15 protein-coding genes are annotated in these 22,789 nt (G+C 36.2%); 8 read left to right on the top strand and 7 right to left on the bottom strand.

Annotation, left to right across the window (positions count from 1 at the left end; translation table 11 throughout):
- Position 1: 1 nt before the first annotated feature.
- The 3 genes from DFQ08_RS01505 to trhO form a co-directional block, all read right to left on the bottom strand.
- On the bottom strand, positions 2-508 hold the full coding sequence (locus tag DFQ08_RS01505) for a gliding motility lipoprotein GldH (protein WP_114308027.1): 507 nt from the start codon (positions 506-508) through the stop codon (positions 2-4).
- Positions 492-1,709 carry a PSP1 domain-containing protein gene (locus tag DFQ08_RS01510; protein ID WP_114308028.1) on the bottom strand — a complete coding sequence of 406 codons (1,218 nt, stop codon included), beginning with the start codon at positions 1,707-1,709 and terminating at the stop codon, positions 492-494. The genes DFQ08_RS01505 and DFQ08_RS01510 overlap by 17 nt, the downstream gene beginning before the upstream one ends.
- 322 nt (positions 1,710-2,031) lie before the next feature.
- A complete protein-coding gene (gene trhO / locus DFQ08_RS01515; protein ID WP_114308029.1) occupies positions 2,032-3,105 on the bottom strand; it encodes an oxygen-dependent tRNA uridine(34) hydroxylase TrhO in 1,074 nt (357 codons plus the stop codon).
- 628 nt (positions 3,106-3,733) lie between these two features.
- On the opposite strand from trhO, the gene DFQ08_RS01520 reads away from it, so the two are divergent.
- From DFQ08_RS01520 to DFQ08_RS01545, 6 genes are all read left to right on the top strand, one after another.
- On the top strand, positions 3,734-6,091 hold the full coding sequence (locus DFQ08_RS01520; protein ID WP_114308030.1) for a TonB-dependent receptor: 2,358 nt from the start codon (positions 3,734-3,736) through the stop codon (positions 6,089-6,091).
- A 19-nt stretch (positions 6,092-6,110) separates the two neighbouring features.
- A complete protein-coding gene (locus DFQ08_RS01525) occupies positions 6,111-7,418 on the top strand; it encodes a hypothetical protein (RefSeq protein WP_114308031.1) in 1,308 nt (435 codons plus the stop codon).
- 248 nt (positions 7,419-7,666) lie between these two features.
- Positions 7,667-8,671, top strand: a complete 1,005-nt coding sequence (recA, locus tag DFQ08_RS01530) for a recombinase RecA (protein WP_114308032.1) — start codon at positions 7,667-7,669, stop codon at positions 8,669-8,671.
- A gap of 106 nt (positions 8,672-8,777) precedes the next feature.
- Entirely contained in the window at positions 8,778-9,212 is a 435-nt protein-coding gene (locus DFQ08_RS01535; RefSeq protein WP_114308033.1) for a lipoprotein, read from the top strand.
- 34 nt (positions 9,213-9,246) lie between these two features.
- Positions 9,247-9,792, top strand: a complete 546-nt coding sequence (locus tag DFQ08_RS01540) for an RNA polymerase sigma factor (protein ID WP_114308034.1) — start codon at positions 9,247-9,249, stop codon at positions 9,790-9,792.
- Positions 9,793-9,795: 3 nt separating this feature from the next.
- Positions 9,796-11,364 (top strand): hypothetical protein, encoded by a 1,569-nt coding sequence (locus DFQ08_RS01545; RefSeq protein WP_114308035.1) that lies wholly within the window; start codon positions 9,796-9,798, stop codon positions 11,362-11,364.
- Between the two features lie 74 nt (positions 11,365-11,438).
- On the opposite strand, the gene DFQ08_RS01550 is transcribed toward DFQ08_RS01545, so the two are convergent.
- Complete coding sequence (locus DFQ08_RS01550) at positions 11,439-12,182, bottom strand: lysophospholipid acyltransferase family protein (RefSeq protein ID WP_114308036.1); 744 nt, start codon at positions 12,180-12,182, stop codon at positions 11,439-11,441.
- Between the two features lie 189 nt (positions 12,183-12,371).
- Between DFQ08_RS01550 and trpS the strand changes: the two genes are divergently transcribed.
- Positions 12,372-13,340, top strand: a complete 969-nt coding sequence (trpS, locus tag DFQ08_RS01555; RefSeq protein ID WP_114308037.1) for a tryptophan--tRNA ligase — start codon at positions 12,372-12,374, stop codon at positions 13,338-13,340.
- Positions 13,341-13,436: 96 nt separating this feature from the next.
- Here the strand turns inward: trpS and DFQ08_RS01560 are convergent, their stop codons facing one another.
- The 3 genes from DFQ08_RS01560 to dprA all read right to left on the bottom strand — a co-directional run bounded on the left by DFQ08_RS01560 (position 13,437) and on the right by dprA (position 21,371).
- The gene (locus tag DFQ08_RS01560) at positions 13,437-16,628 is read right to left on the bottom strand and encodes a T9SS type A sorting domain-containing protein (RefSeq protein ID WP_114308038.1); all 3,192 of its coding nucleotides are present in this window, start codon (positions 16,626-16,628) and stop codon (positions 13,437-13,439) included.
- Between the two features lie 123 nt (positions 16,629-16,751).
- Positions 16,752-20,021, bottom strand: a complete 3,270-nt coding sequence (locus tag DFQ08_RS01565; protein WP_114308039.1) for a T9SS type A sorting domain-containing protein — start codon at positions 20,019-20,021, stop codon at positions 16,752-16,754.
- Positions 20,022-20,261: 240 nt separating this feature from the next.
- On the bottom strand, positions 20,262-21,371 hold the full coding sequence (gene dprA, locus DFQ08_RS01570) for a DNA-processing protein DprA (protein WP_114308040.1): 1,110 nt from the start codon (positions 21,369-21,371) through the stop codon (positions 20,262-20,264).
- A gap of 313 nt (positions 21,372-21,684) precedes the next feature.
- Here dprA and DFQ08_RS01575 point away from each other — a divergent pair, with 313 nt between their 5' ends.
- Positions 21,685-22,620, top strand: coding sequence for an HU domain-containing protein (locus DFQ08_RS01575; protein ID WP_114308041.1), 936 nt, complete (start codon positions 21,685-21,687; stop codon positions 22,618-22,620).
- The last annotated feature ends 169 nt before the right edge of the window (positions 22,621-22,789 follow it).

The following is a 22,789-nucleotide window of genomic DNA, read 5'->3' on the forward strand; positions in this document are numbered from 1 at the left end:
TTTACTCTTTTTGAGCTTTTTCTACTCTAAAACCTATATCTGTAATTCCCTTTAAACGCTCTACACCATTGACCGTACCATTTTTTCTCATGGCATGCTGAATATTCACCGTGTAATTCCCCTCTTCGTTAAATTTGAAAGGTGTTTTATACCCTCTAAACCAAAGTTTATTTTCTTTTATATCTGAAAATCCGGTACCTAAAAGTTCACCGTTAGGCGCCGCCATTTTATACTCTAAGGTATCTGCTACGGTTTTACCATGCGGATAATTGAGCTCTACAATTAAGAACAAATTGCTAAACTTATAAGCATCCGTATTTCTAAGGTTTACAAAAAGATTGTAATTTTTAGTGGTATCTGGAGCCGTAAACTCAAAACGCGCTATAGAATCTTTATGCCATTCTTTAGGCACCGATTTATAGGTGTCAAACACCGCATTAGAGTCACAACTCACACTAAAAAAACAACAAAGGACGATAAGAATTAGGCCACTAATTTTTCTTAGCATTTGGCTTTGACTTTGCATTAGAATTTTGATTACGGTTTCGGTTACGGGATTTATTTTTATTGTTATTTCGGTTATTCCTATTGTTTTTACGTTTCTTTTTCGATTTTGGATTATCGAAACGTGTTAAACTATCTTGACCTACAACGTTCTCAAATTCCGTTTTAGTGTCTTGAATATGATCAACCGCATACATTTCTAAACTCGCAACTTTTTCTCTTTTCTTATTTTTCTCTATTATTTCATTGGCTTGTTGCGTGGTGATGATATGCCAATTCATCCATTCGCCTTCATAAGCATACCACATTAAGCCTTTAAAAATATCCGTTTTCTGGCATACGGCGGTTCCTTTCTCCGTGTACAGCTTCACATCATTTTTAGGAAAAGCCTTAAGCGCATCTAAATAGGCGTCTAACTCGTAATTAAGACAACATTTTAGTTTCCCACATTGCCCTGCTAATTTTAAAGGATTTAAGGATAATTGTTGGTAACGTGCCGCAGAAGTGCTTACCGATCTAAAATCGGTTAACCACGTAGAACAGCACAGCTCTCTACCACAAGAACCAATACCACCAAGCCTTGCGGCTTCTTGTCTAAAACCAACTTGTTTCATTTCTATACGCGTTCTAAACTCACGTGCAAAAACCTTGATTAGTTCTCTAAAATCAACGCGTTCTTCTGCTGTATAATAAAATGTTGCCTTACTCGCATCTCCTTGGAATTCGATATCAGAGATTTTCATTTTAAGGTTAAGATCTATAGCGAACTGACGGGCCTTTACTTTCATAGGCTCCTCACGATCTCTCGCTTCAGACCAAATATCAATATCTTTTTGGCTGGCCTTTCGGTATATTTTTAGAACGTTTTCAGAGTCGTCAATTCTCACTTTCTTACGTTTCATTTGTATGCGTACCAACTCCCCTGTTAGGGTGACCATACCAATATCATGTCCCGATTTTGCTTGGGTGGCCACGATATCGCCAATGCTTAATGTAAGATTTTCTGTATTTTTATAATATTGTTTTCTGCCATTTTTAAAACGCACCTCAACCCCAATAAAAGGCTGTTGTCCGTTAGGAAGTGACATATTAGCTAACCAATCAAAAACCGTCAATTTATTGCAGCTATCCGTGCCACAAGTTCCGTTGTTTTTGCATCCTTTTGGTTGGCCATCTTTACCAGTTGAGCAACTGTTACAAGCCATAAAATTTATATATTAAATCTAATCTCAATACGATTAGATAGCGGATTCGTAAATAATTAATGAGTAAAGATAAGATTATTTCCTGAGTTAACTAAAGTCTCGTTTGTTAATGCATAACGAGAGGGGTTTGTAAGACTTTACGAGCACTATTTTTTTAAATACAATGTTCTTTTTGTATAAAACTATGAAGGATTTTAGCCACAAATAAGCTTCAGTAGTTTTCAAAATTTTAGAACCTAACGCGCCGTACTATTTCAGATAAAAAAAGCCCACATAACGGTTTTGTTATGCAGGCTAATCCGTTTATAAAACTTGAGGTTCTTTAGACTTTATCGGTTCTTAAAGTCTCAAAAATGTTTCTTAAATCTTTTTTATAAGGCAAATGGTCAGCTCTTCCTTTTTTGAATATATCATTACTATTGCCTTGACCTTTACGCAGCGCTTTTTGCTCTTCGTGCGGCAATCGGTTTATCTCCATACAGTTTGTAGAACAGCAGTTTTCCATCTTTTCTTTACAAGAATCACATTGAATAAACAATAAATGACAGGCTTCATTAGCACAGTTGGTATGTAAATCTGCAGGCTCTCCACATTGGTGACAATGCGCAATAACATCATCACTAATACGTTCTGATCGACGTTGATCGAAAACAAAGTTTTTACCTAAAAATTTATTTTCTAAGCCTTGGGCTTCAATCTGTCTTACGTAATTGATAATACCACCTTCTAGCTGAAATACGTTTTTAAACCCTTTGTGTTTATAATAAGCACTGGCTTTTTCACATCGAATTCCACCGGTACAATACATCACTAATTTCTTATCTTCTTTATGCGCTCTTAGGTCTTCTTCAATTAAATCTAAAGATTCTCTAAAGGTATCTACATCTGGAGTGATGGCATTTTTAAAATGTCCTATTTCACTTTCGTAGTGGTTACGCATATCCACCAAGACCGTATTAGGGTCTTCTATAAGTTCATTAAACTTTTCAGCATTAACATGTACACCTTTATTAGTGACATCGAAGGATTGATCGTTTAAACCATCAGCAACAATCTTTTTACGCACTTTTACTTTCAACTTTAAAAAGGCAAAATTATCATGCTCAATAGCAATGTTTAATCTTACATTTTCTAAAAATGAAATGGTATCTAAATGTGCTTTAAAGGCGTTAAAATTTTCAGCAGGTACAGAAAGTTGTGCGTTAATCCCTTCGGTGGCGACATAAATTCGGCCTAAAACGTCTAAAGCGTCCCAAGCTATAAATAGATGGTTTCTAAAAATTTCAGTGTTGTTAATTTTGGCGTACTTGTAGAAAGAGATGGTTAAGCGTTCTTTTCCCGCTTGTTCAATAAGTTCAGCTCTTTCTTTAGCACTTAAGTTATTGTACAGTTGCATGCTATACTAATTTTTAAGGTTAAAGAATAAATAATTATAAGCTGCAAAGGTATCACTTTTAACGAAAACAACTTATAGAAGCATAAAAAAAGCACTCCGATTTTGTCAGAGTGCTTTTAAGATTAACTTACTAACTTAAAACTAAAAAAATTAATCTATACCGGCTTCACAATCGCTGAGGCTTCAACAGCAATTGAAACACCTAATTTTTCAGGCGCGTTGAAAAGAAGACGCTAACATTTCGACCTTTCAACATTAAGATAATCATAGCAATTTTTTCCTTTTTCATTTAGTAGATGTAAAAATTGTAAAAGGGTTGCGTACTAAAATTGAAAAAAATAAAGTTTCATTTTAATCTATAGGTCTCCCTTCATCTTCTTTATCAACAGATATTTGTCTTTCAATAACAAATCTTAAAAATAAAATTAGACCCTATTAATTCCATAATACCCCTTTAAAAACAAGAACCTAGACTTTACTCAACCCTGAGTCTACACTCAAGAATTATGATTCTAAAAAAACACTATTTTTATTTGGAATAAATATAAATAAGGATATTTTTGTCAAAAATTCTCACGTGTTCCGATTCAAACTATCTGTTATCTATCTTTTTTTACTTACCAGCTTAATGGCCTTTGGACAAGAAGGTAATTTTTATGGAAAAGTAAAGTACAATTCTAACGAACCTGCTGTGGCTACTTTTATAGCCCTAAAAGGAATGGATATTGAAAAGGAAACGAACGCTAACATTAACGGCGCTTATAACTTTAGGAACCTGCCTTATGGCACTTATAGCATCACCTTTTACTCTGTAAACGACTTACCTAAAACTGTAAACGTACAATTGGATGCTAAGGACAAGGAAGTCAATGTAACTTTAGAAGTGGCCGCTTTAGATGAAGTTTTTGTAAGATCTAAAACGGAACAACAAAAAATTGAAGAAAAGGGCTTTGCCGTTAGTGTTATAGAAACCAAAGAAGCCGCCATACAATCAATACAAGTTAATGAATTATTAGACCAAACTGCCGGTGTTAGGGTACGCCAATCTGGTGGATTAGGATCTCATGTGCATTATAACCTTAATGGAATGACGGGAAACTCTGTAAAAGTCTTTATTGATGGGGTTCCTATTTTAAATTTCGGACCTTCATTTTCATTAAATAGCATCCCTCCTTCTTTAATTAAACGAATAGAAGTTTATAAAGGTGTGGTTCCACCGCATTTATCTGATGATGCTATGGGTGGCGCCATTAATGTGGTTTTAAATGGAATTACAAAGAATGAATTAAAAGCTTCAATTTCCGCGGGATCCTTTGGGACTTACAGAGCCGATGTTAACGGAGGCTACCGAAATAATAAAAACGGATTTACCGCTAGAGGATCTGCCTTTACCAATTATGCGGATAACGACTATGAAGTTTGGGGAGATCAAGTTGCTGTGGCACTTTCCGCAGGCACACCCGATGTTTATATTAGAGCAAAACGTTTTCATGACCGCTACCGCTCTCAAGGAGGTAGAGCTGAATTTGGTTACACCCATGTGTCTTGGGCCGACAAATTATTGGGTGCTGTTCTTCTCTCTAATATGGACAACCAGATTCAAACCGGAGCCACAATGGAAATTGTATACGGAAACCGTTTTACAGAGCAGACCACTAGAATGTTCAGCTTAGATTATGCAAAAACAAACCTCGCAAAAAATTTAGATGTTAGTGCCTTTGCCTCTTACTCACGACTGAAAAGAAAAACAATAGATACCATTGCCACACAATACAGTTGGTTAGGATACCCAACCAGTTATTATAACGACCCCGATGTGTGGGCCTCAGGAGCAGAAGCTGGGGACCCCACCTTACAGGAAGATACAGATCAAACCATTAACTCACGTACCAATCTTGCTTATCATCTTAACGACAATAATACGTTACAGTTAAATCATCTATTAAATACGTTTTCTCGAGATTCTGATGATCCTATGCTTCCTGCCGCAGAAAATGCACTCAAAGAAACAAGAGAATATTTAAAATCTATACTGTCCTTATCTTTTGAAAATAAGGCTTTCGATGAAAAATTAAGAACCTCTATTTTCGCTAAATCCTACTACCTTCATAGAACCTCTAAATTAAGAACGCGAGATTCTAATACCTCGGAGGCCACTATCTCTATAGATGAAAATAACATTTCTTCTCACGATCTTGGGTTTGGAGGCTCCATATCCTACTCCATTACTCCACAGCTTACCGTATTTGGATCGGCAGAAAAAGCCCTTCGCTTACCAGATGCCGATGAAGTTTTTGGAAACGTTGCCGATAATTTAAATGCCTCTATAAATCTAAAACCCGAGCATAGCAACAACTATAATCTAGGGTTTAGTTACGACAATATTCGCTTTAAAAAACACAGTTTTGGTATTTCATCTAATGTCTTTATTAGAGATACTGAAGATTTAATTATGCAACTCCCAACAGGCAGTAACGAAGAGTTTTTTGAAAATTCTAATGTTGGAAAAATCTATACTGAAGGTTTTGATTTCACCTTGAGTTATAATTACAATGACGCCTTATTTTTTAGTGCTAACACCTCCTTTTTTAACGCCCGAGATTACAATGTAACCTACGACGTTGATGGAAATCCCATAACACCTACTTATGAGAGACTAGCCAATACGCCTTATTTTACGATGAATTATAATGCGAAGTATGAAACGCAAAATTTTATTCAGAAAGGCTCAAGATTCAGCACCTACACCAACCTACTCTATGTACACGAATTTTTTAGAGGAAGTAGCGTTTTAGGAGGTTCTGGGAAAACGGTAATCCCAAGTCAGGTTTCATTTGATGCCGGCTTTGCTTACACCTTCCCAAAAAATAAAGTCTCGCTAAGTTTCGATGTTAAAAATATTTTAGACAATCAATTATTCGACAATTATGCCCTTCAAAAACCAGGAAGAGGCTTTTACGGAAAACTAACTTTTTCAATTTTATAATCATTCAACCCAATACATTATGACTTTTAATTTCAGATCCATTTTAAGTATCGCTTGTTTATCAGCCTTATCTTTAAATACTTTTTCTTGTAGTGAAGACGACACAGCTAGTGCAACGTCCTCAGAAACTTCAGACTACAGACCTTATCACTTAGTTATTGGTTCTAGTCCAACGGGAGAATCTGAAACTTATGTGCAAGGTGCCACTGTTGAAGAACTAAATGATCCCAATAAAACCTTTACTTTTAATGGTTATGGCCAAGAAATTCCCTCGACACGTACCGCTAGATTATACACTTCAAATGATGGTGAAACCGTATACAATTTAAACTACGGTGGTGGTGATATTGCAAAATACGACTACGTTAGTGGCCAAACCTATAATTTACTTTTAACAACAGACATACAAGCAGTTATGGGTACAGCTTACCCACGTTGGACTAAAATTGATGACAACTACGCTATGCTTCATAACGTTACAACAGAAAATATCTATGAAGACCCAGAGGATGAAACGTCTCCATACATTAAAACTACAGCTACCATAACTTTGGCCCGTGTAGACTTAAGTTCAATGACCGTTGTAGAAAACAATTCTTTTGAATACCCATACAATGAAACAGAATCTAACGCCGGAATTTACACTTTCCGTATCGATGCTCCAGTAATTACAGATGGTAAATTATACTATGGTGTTGCAAAAAGATTCTATAACGCTTTAACCGGTGAGGTTGGCGATATGCTTTATGATCATGTAGAAACTTTAGTGGTTGATTATCCTTCTTTAGATAATGAAACTTCAATTACATCAACATTGGCCCAAGGATCTACCAACGGTTACAGAACTCCAGTGGCACATAAAGATGAAAATGGAGATACGTACCAACTAGTTACTTCTGGAGATGCTTCTATAATGAAAATTAGTAATGGAGCTTATGACGAAGCTTATGGTAAATTTGATATTAAAGCACTTTTAGGTCATAATGCAGAGGCCAATACAGGATGGTTTTACGTTGGCAATGGTATTGGATATGTTCCTGTTTTAAATACAGATGAAGGCGATAGCGCAAGTTCTAACTGGGATGTTGTACGTATAGATGTATACAACAAAACAGCTGTAACTATGAATGTACCTTTAGATCTTTGGTTACGTCAATATCAATGGGCAAGTGTTATTGATGGAAAACTATATATGGCATTAGCCTCTTTAGGAGGTGAAGGAAAAGTTTACATTTTCGATCCAAGTTCTACAAGTGCAGATGGATTTACAACCGGGGCAACCTTACAAACCGGAACCACGGATGCCTCTTACATCGGTTTATTTTAATAACATACCAGCTTAACGGTTTAATCTTTTTATTAGGAAAAACGGTATAAAACTTAAAGCCATAACCTTCATTGTGTTCTGGCTTTTTTATTTTATCGCAATTATTTTTAAAATTATTAAGCACAACAATTTAAAATTAAAAAAATGACCCCTTGCATTTGTAGTAATTTGAAACGAGGAATGTTATTAATTAAAATAAGTGGTATTTTTGAATAATTATTAAATGAAGAATTCTAGAAAAAAGAAATATGAGTAGCGAAAAAGATGCCAAATTAAAAGCTCTAAAATTAACTTTAGACAAGTTAGATAAAGCTTACGGAAAAGGAACAGTAATGAAAATGAGCGATCAAGCTGTGGTAGATGTAGATGCCATATCTTCTGGATCATTAGGGTTAGACATCGCCTTAGGCGTTGGTGGTTATCCAAGAGGACGTGTCATTGAAATATATGGTCCAGAATCATCAGGTAAAACAACCTTAACACTTCACGCTATTGCAGAGGCTCAGAAAGCTGGTGGTATCGCTGCATTTATTGATGCTGAGCATGCTTTTGACCGTTTTTATGCTGAAAAACTAAACGTTGATATTGATAATCTAATTATATCTCAACCCGATAACGGAGAGCAAGCTTTAGAAATTGCTGATAATCTTATTCGATCAGGGGCAATTGACATTGTTGTTGTCGATTCTGTTGCAGCTCTAACACCTAAAAGTGAGATTGAAGGTGAAATGGGAGACTCTAAAATGGGCTTACATGCACGTTTGATGTCACAAGCGCTTAGAAAATTAACCTCTTCTATTAGCAAAACAAACTGTACCGTAATTTTCATTAACCAATTACGTGAAAAAATTGGAGTGATGTTCGGTAACCCAGAAACTACAACTGGTGGTAATGCCTTAAAATTCTATGCTTCTGTACGTTTAGATATTAGACGCTCAACGCAAATTAAAGATAGTGATGGTAACGTAATGGGTAACAAAACCCGTGTAAAAGTGGTAAAAAACAAAGTTGCACCACCATTTAGACTTGCGGAGTTCGATATTATGTACGGCCAAGGGGTCTCTAAAGTGGGTGAAGTCTTAGACCTAGCTGTAGAACACGATATTGTTAAGAAAAGTGGCTCTTGGTTTAGCTATGGTGATACCAAACTTGGACAAGGACGTGATGCCGTTAAAATGATCATTAAGGACAATCCGGATTTAATGGATGAACTTGAAGAAAAAGTGCGAACGTTAATTAACGAAGCGAAGTAATAAATTGAATGAAAAAAATCCTGATAATCTCAGGATTTTTTTTGTTTATAGACGCAACCCTTTTTACTTTCTCTCATCTACCTAGTGTAATTGATGATGATTATATATGAAAAAATACGCCTTTCTATTTTTAGTTTTTATAGCAACACTCACCTCGTGTAGTATTGAGGACGACGATAATACCCAATATTCCGTTGAGTTTATGCCTATTGAATCTGTTGAAGTTCCAGAATATTTTATTTATGGTGAAACCTATGAGATTGCAATGACTTACACACAACCGAGTTCTTGTTATTTATTTAGAGACTTTTATTACAGTATTGAAGGCAATGAAAGAACTGTTGCAATAGAAAACAACGTCTACCTTAGTGATGCCTGTGTTGAAGAACCAGAATCGGTTACTGTGAGTTTTGATTTCAATGTTACGGGCAACGAAACCTATCTCTTTAAATTTTACCAAGGAAAAGATGAAGATGGTGTAGATCAGTTTCATTTGGTTGAAGTGCCTGTCATAGATTCAAGATCTATTTTAGAAGATTAAGTAAAAGTCAATTATTAACTAATTTCAAACACATGTGAGTTTAGAACAACTCATAGAAAATTGTAAGAAGAGTGATGCTCAAGCTCAAAGCCAATTATACAAGCAGTATGCAAGTAAATTATTTTCGCTTTGTCTCAAGTACTCAAAACACTATGCTGAAGCAGAAGACAACCTGCATGATGCCTTTATTACTATCTTTGATAAAATAGGGCAATACAATCATAAAGGTTCTTTTGAAGGCTGGCTTAAGCGTATTACAATAAATACAGCCTTACAACGCTATAGAGAAGATGTTGGCGTTTATGATATTGTCAATGAAGATCGTATTGAAGACGTCACTTTAGATATTAATAATGAAAATGTAAGCCTTGATTTCTTATTAAAAATTATTCAAGAATTACCCGACAGGTACCGCCTAATCTTTAACCTGTACGTCTTAGATGGCTACTCGCATGTTGAGATTAGTAAACTAATAAAAATTTCAACCGGAACATCAAAATCCAATCTTGCACGGGCCCGAATGATTTTAAAAGATAAAATTGAAGCTTACAATGCGACTCCAAATTCGCAGAGTATTTAGATCATGAACGATAAAAAAAACATAGACAGACTTTTTCAGGAAAAGTTTAAGGATTTTGAAATGGCACCCAACGATGCCGTTTGGGAACGTATTAACGAAAGTCTTCCAAAGAAAAAGAAAAAACGTCGCGTCATAGCCCTATGGTGGCAAATTGGTGGTGTAGCAGCCCTCATTGCTCTACTGTTAACCGCAGGCATTTCCTTTTTTGATACCAATGAAAGTTTTAAGCAAGAGGTTCCTTTAGTAAATACAGAAAATCCAGAGACTCAACAACCTTCTAAAACACAAGACACATATAAGCTAGAAGTTCCTGAAACTGAAGCCTTCAATAAAGAGAAAATTGCAGATACGGATACTTCTAAAGACACTAGCGATACGCTAACCAACGACGAAGCTGCTAAAACGACTAAAGAATCTTCTATTAAGAACGATCCTCTACACACTAATGCTTCCAAAGCTGTAAATACGGCATTGGCGCAGACAGAAACGGGGAACCAATCTACCCAAAACAGGCAAACCACAAATCCAAAAGCTTCAAAAGCGAATAAGGCAAATGGCACGAGTGCTAATCAACCTTCGGACTTTAAAAATTCTACGGAGTTCAGCTCTGATGTAAAGCAAAAATCGACCATAAAAGAAGCTACTAAAACACAAAACAACCAAATTGCACAACAGAGCAACTCAAGTTCGGCTCAGAATAATGCAATTTCTAAAACGGATTCAGAAGTCAACAAGACCACAACTACAGTTGCCGAAAATGACCTTACTGAAACCACTGAAGACAATGCTATCACTTCTGCTATTGCGGCTTTAGAAGAAGCCACAGATAAAGACGAAGAGGAAACAGAACAGACCAAGTGGAGTATTGCGCCTAATGTTGCCCCAGTATATTTTAACTCTTTAGGAGAAGGATCATCACTAGACAACCAATTTAATCAAAATAGCAAAAGTGCTGATGTGAATATGAGTTATGGTATTGCTGCGAGTTACGCTGTTGGTCCTAAATTAAAAATTAGAGCGGGTATTAACCGTGTTAACCTCAACCAAACCACTAATGATGTTTATGCCTTTTCAGGTACAGAAACAGCTTCTAGAGGTATTGAAGGCTCGTTTACTAATATTAGCTTTAATAATGCTGAAGAGCATGTCTCTTTAGTGAGTTCTAGCCTAATGAATAGGTCTACAGTACCAGAACTCCTAACCAATACTGTTGCTGGTGATATAGACCAACGTTTTGGTTTTATAGAAATTCCCGTAGCTTTAGAATACCGTCTTTTAGACCGTAAATTTGGAATTAATCTTATAGGAGGTTTTAGCACCCTTTTATTAAGTAATAATGAAATCTATGCAGATGTTAATGGCAATTCTGAACTCATCGGAGAAGCCAATAACATTAACGACACTAGTTTTAGTGCCAATTTAGGTTTTGGTATAGATTACAGTTTATCTAAACAGTGGCTTCTTAACCTAGAACCCACTTTTAAATACCAACTAAACACTTTTAACAATACTACCGGTAATTTTAAACCCTTCTTTATTGGAGTGTACACCGGATTACGATATAAGTTTTAGGTTGACTTAAATTATTGCAACATAAGAGTTATGTTTAGCAATGGTGACAAAAGCTACTCTTGGTTAGGGTAGCTTTACTTTTTTAAAGTCTTAGCACTTAAAGCCTCTAAAATTAAGGTTCTAGTCGTTTTATTTAACGTTTTAGTATCAGCTGTTGTTAAGCCTTCAGTAGGTATAAACTTATGGATTTTCGCACGCATTTTTCCAGGGCTTCCACTGAAAAAGGTATACGAAAAGCGTTTTTTATTATCGTAGAATGTAATCGGTACAATTGGAATTTGATGGTTAATAGCTAAGCGGAAAGCACCATCTTTAAATTCATCTAATAAAATATGCTCTTCAGGCACACCACCTTCAGGAAAAATACAAATACTTAAGCCTTGTTTTAAACGGCGTTGCGCTCTTAAAAATACAGCCTGTCTACTTTTAGCACTTCTTCTATCCACTAAAATACAGGTGCGCTTATAGAAAAATCCGAACAACGGAATTTTTGCCAATTCTTGCTTACCAACAAAAACAAAAGGATTTTTTACGGCCACAAGCATGAGCATAATATCTGCCATGGAGGTATGGTTAGCTACAAACATGTAGCTCTTGTTAGGATCTGGCACTTCTGCCCTCTTAATTTTATAGCCAAAGCCCATGCCTATTAAAATAAACTTAGACCAGATTCGTGCTAATTTAAAAAAATAAGGGTACCACTGTTCTCTAGAAATAGAAATGATCAACAGCGGAAACAGTACAATAATCGGTATGGCTACTAAAATGTAGAACCAAATCCGGTATAAAAGCCATAATGGATATTTCAAAAATGCCATAGCACCAAAACTAGTTAATTAAATTAAATGCCTACTTATAGTTCTGCTAAAAAATTTACCTTTGTTTTATATTACCAATAGAAGTTTAATTAAAAAAGATTCCTCCTTAATTCCATACCCAAATTTAATTTTGAATTGGGTTAAGATCAAGGAACAATTAAAGAAATCCCTGCTTTTGCAGGCATTATTATGGCAAGAATATTAACAGGCGTACAAAGTACAGGAACCCCACATTTAGGAAACATTCTAGGGGCTATTTTACCAGCAATTGAAATGGCAAATGATGCTAAAAACGATTCGTATTTATTTATTGCGAATTTGCATACACTAACCCAAATTAAAGATGCTGAAGAATTAAGAAACCATACATATTCTGTTGCGGCGACTTGGCTTGCCTTTGGCTTAGATATTGAAAAAACAGTATTTTACAGACAAAGTGATATTCCGCAGGTTACAGAACTCTCATGGTATTTAAGCTGTTTCTTCCCTTACCAACGTTTAACTTTAGCGCATGGCTTTAAGGATAAAGCAGATCGTTTAGAAGATGTTAACTCCGGTTTATTTACCTACCCTATGTTAATGGCTGCAGATATCTTATTATATGATGCTGAAATTATTCCGGTAGGAAAAGACCAGTTACAACATATTGAAATGACCCGAGATGTAGCCTCTCGTTTTCATGCTAAAATGGGAGAAACTTTTGTTTTACCTGAAGGCAAAATACAGGAAAACGGTATGCTTATCCCAGGTACAGATGGAGAAAAAATGAGTAAAAGCCGTGGTAATTTTATCAATATCTTTTTACCGGACAAAAAGTTACGTAAAAAAATAATGTCCATTGAAACGGATAGTACGCCTCTTGAAGAGCCTAAGGATTGGTCTACATGTAATTGTTTTGCAATCTTCAGTTTACTCGCTTCCGAAGCTCAAATTGCAGAAATGAAAGCAAACTACGAAGGTGGAAATTACGGCTATGGGCACGCTAAACAAGCGCTATTTGAATTAGTCGTAGAACGTTTTGCAGAACAAAGAGAGCGTTACCACTACTATATGGATCATTTAGAAGAAGTCGATGCTGCTTTAGCTAAAGGTGCAGAAAAAGCAAAACTCGTTGCAGACGCCGTACTTGAGCGTGTGCGAGAAAAGGTTGGATACTAGTTTTCACCTCCTTTTAAAAGCATTTGAAATAAAAAAAGACCACTATCATAATAGTGGTCTTTTTTATTTAACAGTTGGGCTTATTGTTCCTCAACCTTAATTTATAATTTTCTTAGACACTACGGTATGACCTTCTAAAGTAATAGAAGCCACATAAACCCCTTTTGAAAACTGAAAGTCTTCGGAAATACTATTAGATTGGCCATTAAACTCATAAGACACCACCTGTCTTCCATTAATATCATAAACCTGAATAGCTTTTATAGCTGCGCCAGATTGTACATTTAATACGTTTCCTTTAATAAAAGCAAAGGTATCCGTCACTAAATGATCATCAACAGAAAGTATATTTTGATATAAAAGATTAAATCTTCCCGTAATTTCACCTTGTTCTCCTGTGAAGGTATATGGTGTGGTTCTTAAATCAACTCCAGTACCCAATAAGGTATCTTCTAAATAAATGCCTTGGGCAGCACTTACAAACACCGATCCTTCTAAATTACCAATAGCAATTGTATACGACCCCGTTTCTGGCAAGCGTACTCCTAAAGGCACCACATCATCAACATCAAAAGGTAAAGGACGACCTTGAATAACCATTGCCCTGTCATTCAGCATAGAATATATGCCTAATTCCTCTTCATCAGCGTAGGCATCAAAAAGTCTATCTTTAGCTAAAGTTGCGCCATCTACATAACCCACCAAGGTACTTGCTGAAGCATTATTAGCATCAATAAGACTTAACCATACTAAATGTTTCTCTAAATCTTGCGTACTATTTACAGATACATTTGGTCTATAAAACTGTGAGTTATCATAAGCGATTTCATCTTCATCATAACGCATTTCATTTTTAAAAGTTACTGCTCCCTCAGAGGCATTATCATCTACCTGAACAAAAAATCCTTGTCCAGCACCGACAAAACCATTGGCACTTGCAGGAGGATTAGCCCCTGTAAAGTTGTAACTCACATATTGTTGACCATAATTATAAGCTAAGGCTTGATAAGCAGCGCTTGATAAAGGCGTTTCGCTATTAGGCATATCCATATTATTAGCCCATAATTTTATGTTCCCCTCTATAAGAGTGTTGTCTAATAATAATTGGTCAATGCTAAGTCCAGAAGGATAAGGATTCCCAATAAGATTTCTGTGTTTTTGTTCCGCAGTTGGTAAATTTGCACCTACCGATTTATACACCTCAATTGATACATCACCATTATTTGGCGTCCCTGTAAAGCTCGCTGTAAATCCGGTTGATGCTACTTCTGAAGGCACTTCAACAGCATACCCTGTTGCAGTTTGCATAGCACCAATTGCAGACTCCCATGAGCCAGCTACACCATTAGTATTCGCGGTATTAACACCCCAACTAAAAGCTTGAGCTGTTTCTGATGGTGTTACATTAGCAACGTCAAAATCAGCCACCGGTGAAGACCACAAAATAAAATCAGTGTCATCTAAATCACTCACCTCGCGATTCACAATTATGGCCCCACTATTTTCATTACTCGTCACCTCTTTAGTTTGAATTAAACTTGCACTATCATTTAATGTTAAGGTTCCACCAGACTCTACCGTTACGGCACCGTATAATTTTAACGTTGAACCCGATGCTATGGTAACTTCACTACCTGAAGGCACTAAACAATCGCATCCTTCTAAATCTCCAGCTTCATTATAATCTGATGAAAAAACCAAACCACGATCTTGAGGATTTACCACCACACCAGCATTTTGATAAACTAAAGGCAATTGCCAATCCGTTCCGTTCCAATATACAGGAGTTCCTCCAATAGATAAACTAACGGGTACAATTACAGACCCAAAACTATTGGTGGCCTTTAATTTGTAGCTTCCTAAACTGTTTTCATCTAAAGGTCCTGGAACGGTATAACTTGTTGTTGTCGCTCCGGCAATAGCCGTATTATATTTATACCATTGGTAAGATAATGTTTCTTCAGGAGCACCCGTAGCATTTCCAGAGACTTCAGCAACACCTGAAAACGTAATTGTTGATGTACTCGGTAAATTACACACAAACTGTGATACAGGATACTCCGTAAACACAGGAGTTTTAATATCAAAAGATCCTCTATTGTAGGCCAAAAAGGCTAAATCTGCTGTTCCACCGGCTACCATATTGATATTATTGATCTCAGAAATGTTTGTGGCATTAATTTCAAAATCTTCAAATTTGAATGCTGCCATACGTAAAGGTCTTTCCTCATTATTACTGAAAGCTCTATTGGTTGGTGTAGCAATTCCGAAGTTAATACCCGATAAAAAGTTATATAAGTCTAAACGCCAACGAGCAAGTAAAGCATCTCCTTGATTATCACTCTCTTCTGAAATAGTTAATTTTATTGGTCGGCCCACGACATTATGTTCAGAATCCGTATAATAATACACATCTGTACTTCCTGCAGATGCAATTTGTGAGATTAAAAAATCTGGCACATCATCATCTAAAGCTCCTAATTGTCCTCCACTACTAAAAAATTCTACATCGGCTGTGGCATTAAAGTTGGTCACCCCTGTTCCAAGATCTAAGCCATTAACACCATCAATAATGGCATCATAAACTGTGGTTCCAGAAATATTTGGAGATGTAATTGCAGTACCCTCGCCAACTTCACCGTCAATCATATCTGCCATGGCTAAATAGTTGTTACCATGTGTAACCCCATCAACTCCATTGGTTGTATAGGCGAAGAACAATTGCGTGCTAAAGCTTACTCCGTTATCAGTAAGCAATGGATCATTAACACCTGTTGAATACGTTACCCCATTATAGGTAAAGGCTAATAAATCATGACTCGTATTCGGCTTTAAATTATTATTTTCTGGATCGGCTTTCCAATCTGATGATCTCCAAAATCCGTTATAAGTTGTAAAAATCTCTGTGATTTTAGTGACATTACTGGTTTCCCCATTTTTCAGTGCTTTTGGTGTAGGACTAATGTAATTTATTACGATTCCTGTAGAAGTCCCGTCCACGACAAGTTCTCCCGTTTTATCTACAGAACCTGTATGTGTAATTGTAAAAATCATTTCCGTAGAACTTAACAGGGTAATGCCACTATTGTTGATCCCCGCAATACTTACCGTTGTGCTTTCGGTAAAATTTGTTCCTAATACCCTAATTTCAGAATTTGTTGTAACACGACTTGGAAAAGCCTCTGAAACTGAAACCTGTGCAAATAAGCTATTTGAAACAACTATTAAAAACATTAATACAGCCCATTTATGAACATGTCCTAGAAAAAAAGTAGTTTTTTGATTCATAGTAAAAGATTTAAGAAAAGGGCGTAGGTGACTACGCCCTTTAGTATGGTTAAAGGTTAGTTATGTTTTTCAGTATTTTAAAAGCTCTTGTATTTAAGCGAAGGGGTGCTTAAATAGACTATTCTAGTACATTAACTTTTTAGTGACTACACTACCATTATCTAGAGTAATAGAAGCAACATAAACACCTCTTGCAAAGTTAAAGTTAGTATTAAATGTATTTTCTGAACCTCTTAAGGTATAATTCACAACCGTCTTACCATTAATATCATAAACTTCAATAGCTTTAATACCATCAGAAGATTTAACATTTAAGGTCGCGTTGTTAATGAACGCAAAGGTTGTATCGGCAGCAATTTCATCAACTGAAAGTGTAACTGATGGCGTGTATCTTAAGATAAAACGATCGTTAAACACACCAGATTCAGATGTAAAAGCGTAAGTAGAGGCTCTTAGATCATGAACTACTCCTGTATAGGTATCTTCTACGTAAATATCTTGTTCTTGTTCTTCAAAAATACTTCCTTTTACATCAGCAATAGCGATTCTATAGATTCCACTTGCAGATACTTCGTAACCTAATGGTACGGTGTTGTAATCTACGAATGGTAAAGGAAGTCCTTGTATAACCAAGTTATCATCTTCAGAGGTTAAAGAATAAATATTAAATCCGCCATTATTAGTCTGTGCATCATAAACTCTATCTTTTCCTTCTGTAGCTCCTTCTACATACCCAATTAAAGTACTAATTGCACTATCATTTTCGTCGGCTAAGCTCAACCACAACAATTGTTTTTCAGTTGTTATACCTGCTTCTGTTGAACTTCTATAAAACTGATCGTTATCATACGCCTCTTCAGCATCGTTGTAACGCATGGCATTGGTAAAGGTTACATTAGATGAGCTATCAGCAGCATCTAAGACTTTCACAAAGAACCCTTGCCCTGAAGCAATATAGTTTTCACCTTCATTGGTTGCTCTAGATGATCCGGTTCCGTTGTAAGCGATATACTGGTCAGAGTAATTAAGATTAAAATTGTCATAAAATGGATCATCGACAGATGCTGAGATTGGATCACTATGCGTCCATACATAAACGGCACCATCCAAATTAGTATTGTTGCTCAATAATTTTGCTGGGTCTATCGCTGATGGATACGGATTCCCTATTAGGTTCCAATGTTTCTCTCCAGAAGCCATACTAGTAGATCCTGATGTTGGTGTTTTCTTTACCTCAATATTAATATCACCATTATTAGGCGTACCTGTAAATGCCGCCGTATAGTCTATAGCAGAGGATACTCTTGCAATATAACCTCTTCCTATCTCCATTATACCCGTAGCACTCGTCCAGTTTCCAACAGCACCAGGAACTGTATTGGCTCCATCGACATCCCATTTAAATTTTAAATTTCCAGGCATAGTAGATACTGAAGCATCCTCAACAGGAGTAGACCAATACACGTAGTCATAAGCATGTAAGGTTTCCCCTTCAACGGTTCTTTTTACGATAATCTCTCCACTATTTTCTACATCATTAATCTGCACAAGGCTCGCATCGTCTTCTAAGGTGAAAACCCCAGCAGGTATTTCATCTGTATATTCCCCATCAACTTCAACAGAAGGAATTGCACCCTCAACAGTTAAGTCATTAAAGAGCGTGATGGAGGTACCAGAAGGTATAATAACATTCTTTCCAGCTGTTACCGTACAGTCGCATCCGACTAAATCTCCAATTTGATTATAATCGTTAGAAAAAACTAAACTTCTATCACGATCATCTACTGTAACATTATTCTCCGCATAAGCAGATGGCAACTCCCAGTTTGTACCATTCCAATATGTAGGAGTTCCACCTTCATTAATAGTAAAAGGTAAATCTACAGCTCCAAAATCATTTGACACTCTTACCCTGTAAGTCACATTTTCTATATCAGACGCCTCTAAACTTCCATTAATCGTATACGTATTACTTGTTTCAGTTAAACTAATATGATTTTTAAACCACTCATATTTAATTGTTTCTCGCGGATCTCCTGAACCTTCTTCAACACTCCCTAATGCTTCAAAAATAAGTGTAGTATCGTCAGGTGAAGGTAATCTACAGATATAACGAGACACTGGTAATTTATCGATAATCGGAGATTTAATTTCGAAAGCTGATTTATTGTAAGCCAAAAAAGACATATCTGAAGATCCACCAGCGCCCATATTAATATTATCAACGAGACCAATATTATCATCCGTAATATCAAAATCATCTAATTGAAATGCTGCCATTCTAAAACTTCTATGACCACCATTTGAAAATCCAGCTCCAGTAGAAAAAGAAGCATCGAAGTTTGCTGAAGTATTCATTTTATAAAAATCAACAAACCACTCATATAATCTTGATGAAGTATTATCCTGAAATATTACTTTTATTGGCGTACCAATTACATTTCCATCAACATCAGCATAGTAATATACATCAGATCCACCAGGTTTCGCCATTTGAGTAATTAATAAATCAGGAATACTATCATTTGAAGTTCCCTCACTACCATTACCACTATAAAATCTAATATCAGCATCATTGTTAAAATTAGCAATTCCAGTTCCTAAGTCAAGGTTATTTTCCCCATCAATAATCACATCATAAACAGTCTTTCTTACAGCGTCATTAAATCTTATTAATCCAGGATAACCATCAATTTTATCAGCCATACCAATAAAATTATTACTGTTTGGCTTTCCACTTACTCCATTTGTAGAATACGCTTTATATTCTTGTGCTACATAAACAACACTAGTCCCGTCTACACCTAAACTAGTCAATTTACTTTCAAGCGTTGCATTATCTACCCCTGTAGAAAAAATATAATCTATATTATCATATGTCATCTTAAACCCTAACAGATCATGACGGTCATTGGGCCAATTTGAAGTATCACCATAAGAAAAACTTCCTGAATTCCAAAAGTTTTCACCATCTCCATTTTGATCCCAAGACGTATAGACCTCTCTAACTCTAAACTCTGAACCTTCAGTAATTGTTTGTGATTCAGGTCTAACATAAGTTATATTTCTAGAGGCCACAGTATACGTGGCTCCAGTAACTGAAAGTGTTTTATCACTTTGACCGGAACCAGTACGAGTAATTTTAAAAGTCATTTCTGTAGGACTCACAAATGTTTTAGAACCAATAGAAATATCCGCAATGGAAATATTATTTTCATCTCCAGAGGTAAATCCTGATCCAATGATGGTTACCTTACTCCCCGTAGTAACACGAGTTGGAAAGATATTATCCACGATTTGCGCAAAAGAAAATGTACTAAACAAAAGTAAAACTGCTGTTATTACTTTTTTAGACGCTGTGAATGAAAAAACGGTAGGTAAAATTGTATTCATAGGTTAAAATTTTAAAGTCTTTTGAATTGATATTAACATAAGAGATTGTTCTTCGGCTTATATCATTTCAGTGTAAATTTGGGTTTCACACTACAAATGTGGTACAGATTAGGCGTTCGCCAAAAAATATTAGCTGATGTGTAAGTAATTTCCTTTTAAGTGTAGAAATGCGCACATAACTGCCACGAACGGTGGTTTTTAAAGGACAAAATATGTCCGTTTTAGATAAAGTTTTAACAGTTATTTTGCAATTAACTGAAATAATTTACCCGGTAAAGGTCGCACAAGGTCCTTTAATTCTAGGTTTAAAAGCAAGCTGGCTAGCTTGTAAGTGGGGATCCCACAAGCGAGTGCTATGTGGTCTAAAGAGGATTTATCATTAACTTTCAGGTAATCGAATACCATTTGCTCATTGGGCGTAAGGGTCACAAAAAGTTGGGTCTGTACCGGCGCTTTTTTGTCGGCTTCTAATTCCCAATTTAACATATAGGGCACATCTAAAGGTGTCGATAATAAATGGGCTTGTTGCGATTTAATAAGGTTATTACACCCCACACTTTGGCTATCCGTTGTGCGTCCCGGTACCGCAAAGACTTCTCGGTTGTAAGAGTTGGCGATATCAGCCGTAACAAGGCTACCTCCTTTTTCTGCGGATTCTATAACAAGCGTGGCTTCACTTAAACCGGCTATGATACGATTGCGTTTTAAAAAGTTATTACGATCAAAGGTGTCGGTACTCCAAAAATCAGTAAAAAATCCGCCATGGGCTTCTACAGCTGCGACGTATTTTTTATGCACTTTAGGATAGATTTGATTAAGCCCATGTGCCAAACAGCCTATGGTTTGTAAATTATGTTTTACCGCCGCTTTTTGAGCTGTAATATCCGTTCCGTAGGCAAAACCTGAAACAATAATCGGGTTATATGGCGCTAAATTTTCTACTAATTTTTCGCAAAACGCAATGCCATGGGTTGTAATTTTCCGCGCTCCAACAATACTAATGATTCGTTGATTTTTAATATTAATAGCACCACTCTGAAACAATACTACAGGACCATCAATACAGTGTTTAAGACGTTCTGGATAATGGTCTTCCGTAAAATATAAGACCTTTATATTATGTTGCTTTATAAATTTTAATTCCTGCTCCGCATCACCGATATGGTGTCTATCGGCAATTCCTTTAGCGGTTAAGGCCCCAATTCCATCTATTTTTAGCAAGGTAGACGGCTTTTCTTTTAATACCGCCTCTGGAGAACCACAATGCTTAATAAGCTTCTTGGCGGTTGTAGATCCAATTTTTGGAATGTGTTGTAAGGCTAAAGCATAAATGAGTTCTTGGTCTGTCATGACGTCCATAAAATTTAAAATAGAAACCTACCTTAAACGAATATAACTATTTAATTATTAACATCATAACCTTAAATTTTATAACCAGAACATAGAGGCCTTTTCAATGCGTATATCAAACTCCTAAAACATTCTCTATATTATAACAGCATTAAACTAATAGGGACTTCGCTTTAAAACTTCACCTTTCAAAACGACCGAAAGCCTTTTATAAACCATCAATAACAAGCCACTCGCGCTGCTCCTATTGTGATGTTAATAAAAATTTCGTCCAACACTTCTTTCAGAAATAAAAATTTTTAACTTTGTCTTTATGCAGTTAGAGACTTACATTAGTGACCTTTTATACCGTTATGATTGTGTGACCGTACCTGAGTTCGGCGCCTTTTTAACGCAACGTGTTTCAGCAGAAATTCATAAGACCACACACACGTTTTATCCGCCTAAAAAAGCATTATCGTTCAATGCACAATTGCAAAAGAATGATGGCTTATTAGCGCATTATATTGCAGAGGTAGAACAGATCTCATATTCAGCTGCCTTACATGCTATTGCTAAGCAAGTAAGATCTATTAAATTATACCTTTCTGAAGGAGATACCATTCAATTTAAAAACATTGGTGATTTTATTTTAAACACGGATGGAAAACTTGAATTTAATCCGTCTCAACACATCAACTATCTGACGGATGCTTTTGGTTTATCGCACTTCTCGTCTTCTGAAATTACACGAGAAACGTACAAAGCCACTGTAGCGACTGTTGAAGAAACGACTCCTATTAGCATAAGCCCAGAAAAACGTTCTAACCGTAATTGGTTTAAATATGCTGCTGCGGCTGTACTATGTTTAGGTTTAGGTAGCGTTGCGGCTATAACCTATTACAACACGAGCATTGAAAACCACAATCAATTAGCTCAAGAACAAGCAAACGAACAACTTGATACCAAGGTCCAAGAAGCGACTTTTGTAATGAGTCCATTACCTGCTGCAACATTAAGCTTAGAAAAGCAAACAGGAAACTACCATATTGTTGCTGGTGCTTTTAGAGTGGAAGCTAATTCCGACACTAAAGTTAAACAACTTAGAGCACAAGGGTTTAAAGCCCGTAAGATTGGGACTAACCGATTTGGCTTACACGAGGTCGTTTACGGAAGTTTTGAAACCCGATCTGAAGCTCAAAACGAATTGTCTAAAATTCGTCGCGACCACAATAGAGATGCCTGGTTATTGATTAAAAATCTAAAATAATTTTATTTCAGAAGTGCTTAGCTTAAATAGCGCTTTACCCTCTTATTTGTTATGGTCTTAATCAAAAAGACGATACAAGATGGGCATAGGCCTAATTATACGTATGTAAAGATCTTATCTCTAATTAAAACTTAGAAAAAGCAGCTTTAAGGTCCGTCTATTTATTTTG

Origin of the sequence: Winogradskyella arenosi (assembly GCF_003337305.1) — a bacterium.
Lineage (GTDB): Bacteria > Bacteroidota > Bacteroidia > Flavobacteriales > Flavobacteriaceae > Winogradskyella > Winogradskyella arenosi.

Coding starts and splice junctions, on each gene's coding strand:
- DFQ08_RS01505 (WP_114308027.1), bottom strand. CDS start 508: ATGCTAAGAAAAATTAGTGGCCTAATTCTTATCGTCCTTTGTTGTTTT.
- DFQ08_RS01510 (WP_114308028.1), bottom strand. CDS start 1,709: ATGGCTTGTAACAGTTGCTCAACTGGTAAAGATGGCCAACCAAAAGGA.
- trhO (WP_114308029.1), bottom strand. CDS start 3,105: ATGCAACTGTACAATAACTTAAGTGCTAAAGAAAGAGCTGAACTTATT.
- DFQ08_RS01520 (WP_114308030.1), top strand. CDS start 3,734: ATGGCCTTTGGACAAGAAGGTAATTTTTATGGAAAAGTAAAGTACAAT.
- DFQ08_RS01525 (WP_114308031.1), top strand. CDS start 6,111: ATGACTTTTAATTTCAGATCCATTTTAAGTATCGCTTGTTTATCAGCC.
- recA (WP_114308032.1), top strand. CDS start 7,667: ATGAGTAGCGAAAAAGATGCCAAATTAAAAGCTCTAAAATTAACTTTA.
- DFQ08_RS01535 (WP_114308033.1), top strand. CDS start 8,778: ATGAAAAAATACGCCTTTCTATTTTTAGTTTTTATAGCAACACTCACC.
- DFQ08_RS01545 (WP_114308035.1), top strand. CDS start 9,796: ATGAACGATAAAAAAAACATAGACAGACTTTTTCAGGAAAAGTTTAAG.
- DFQ08_RS01550 (WP_114308036.1), bottom strand. CDS start 12,182: ATGGCATTTTTGAAATATCCATTATGGCTTTTATACCGGATTTGGTTC.
- trpS (WP_114308037.1), top strand. CDS start 12,372: ATGGCAAGAATATTAACAGGCGTACAAAGTACAGGAACCCCACATTTA.
- DFQ08_RS01560 (WP_114308038.1), bottom strand. CDS start 16,628: ATGAATCAAAAAACTACTTTTTTTCTAGGACATGTTCATAAATGGGCT.
- DFQ08_RS01565 (WP_114308039.1), bottom strand. CDS start 20,021: ATGAATACAATTTTACCTACCGTTTTTTCATTCACAGCGTCTAAAAAA.
- dprA (WP_114308040.1), bottom strand. CDS start 21,371: ATGACAGACCAAGAACTCATTTATGCTTTAGCCTTACAACACATTCCA.
- DFQ08_RS01575 (WP_114308041.1), top strand. CDS start 21,685: ATGCAGTTAGAGACTTACATTAGTGACCTTTTATACCGTTATGATTGT.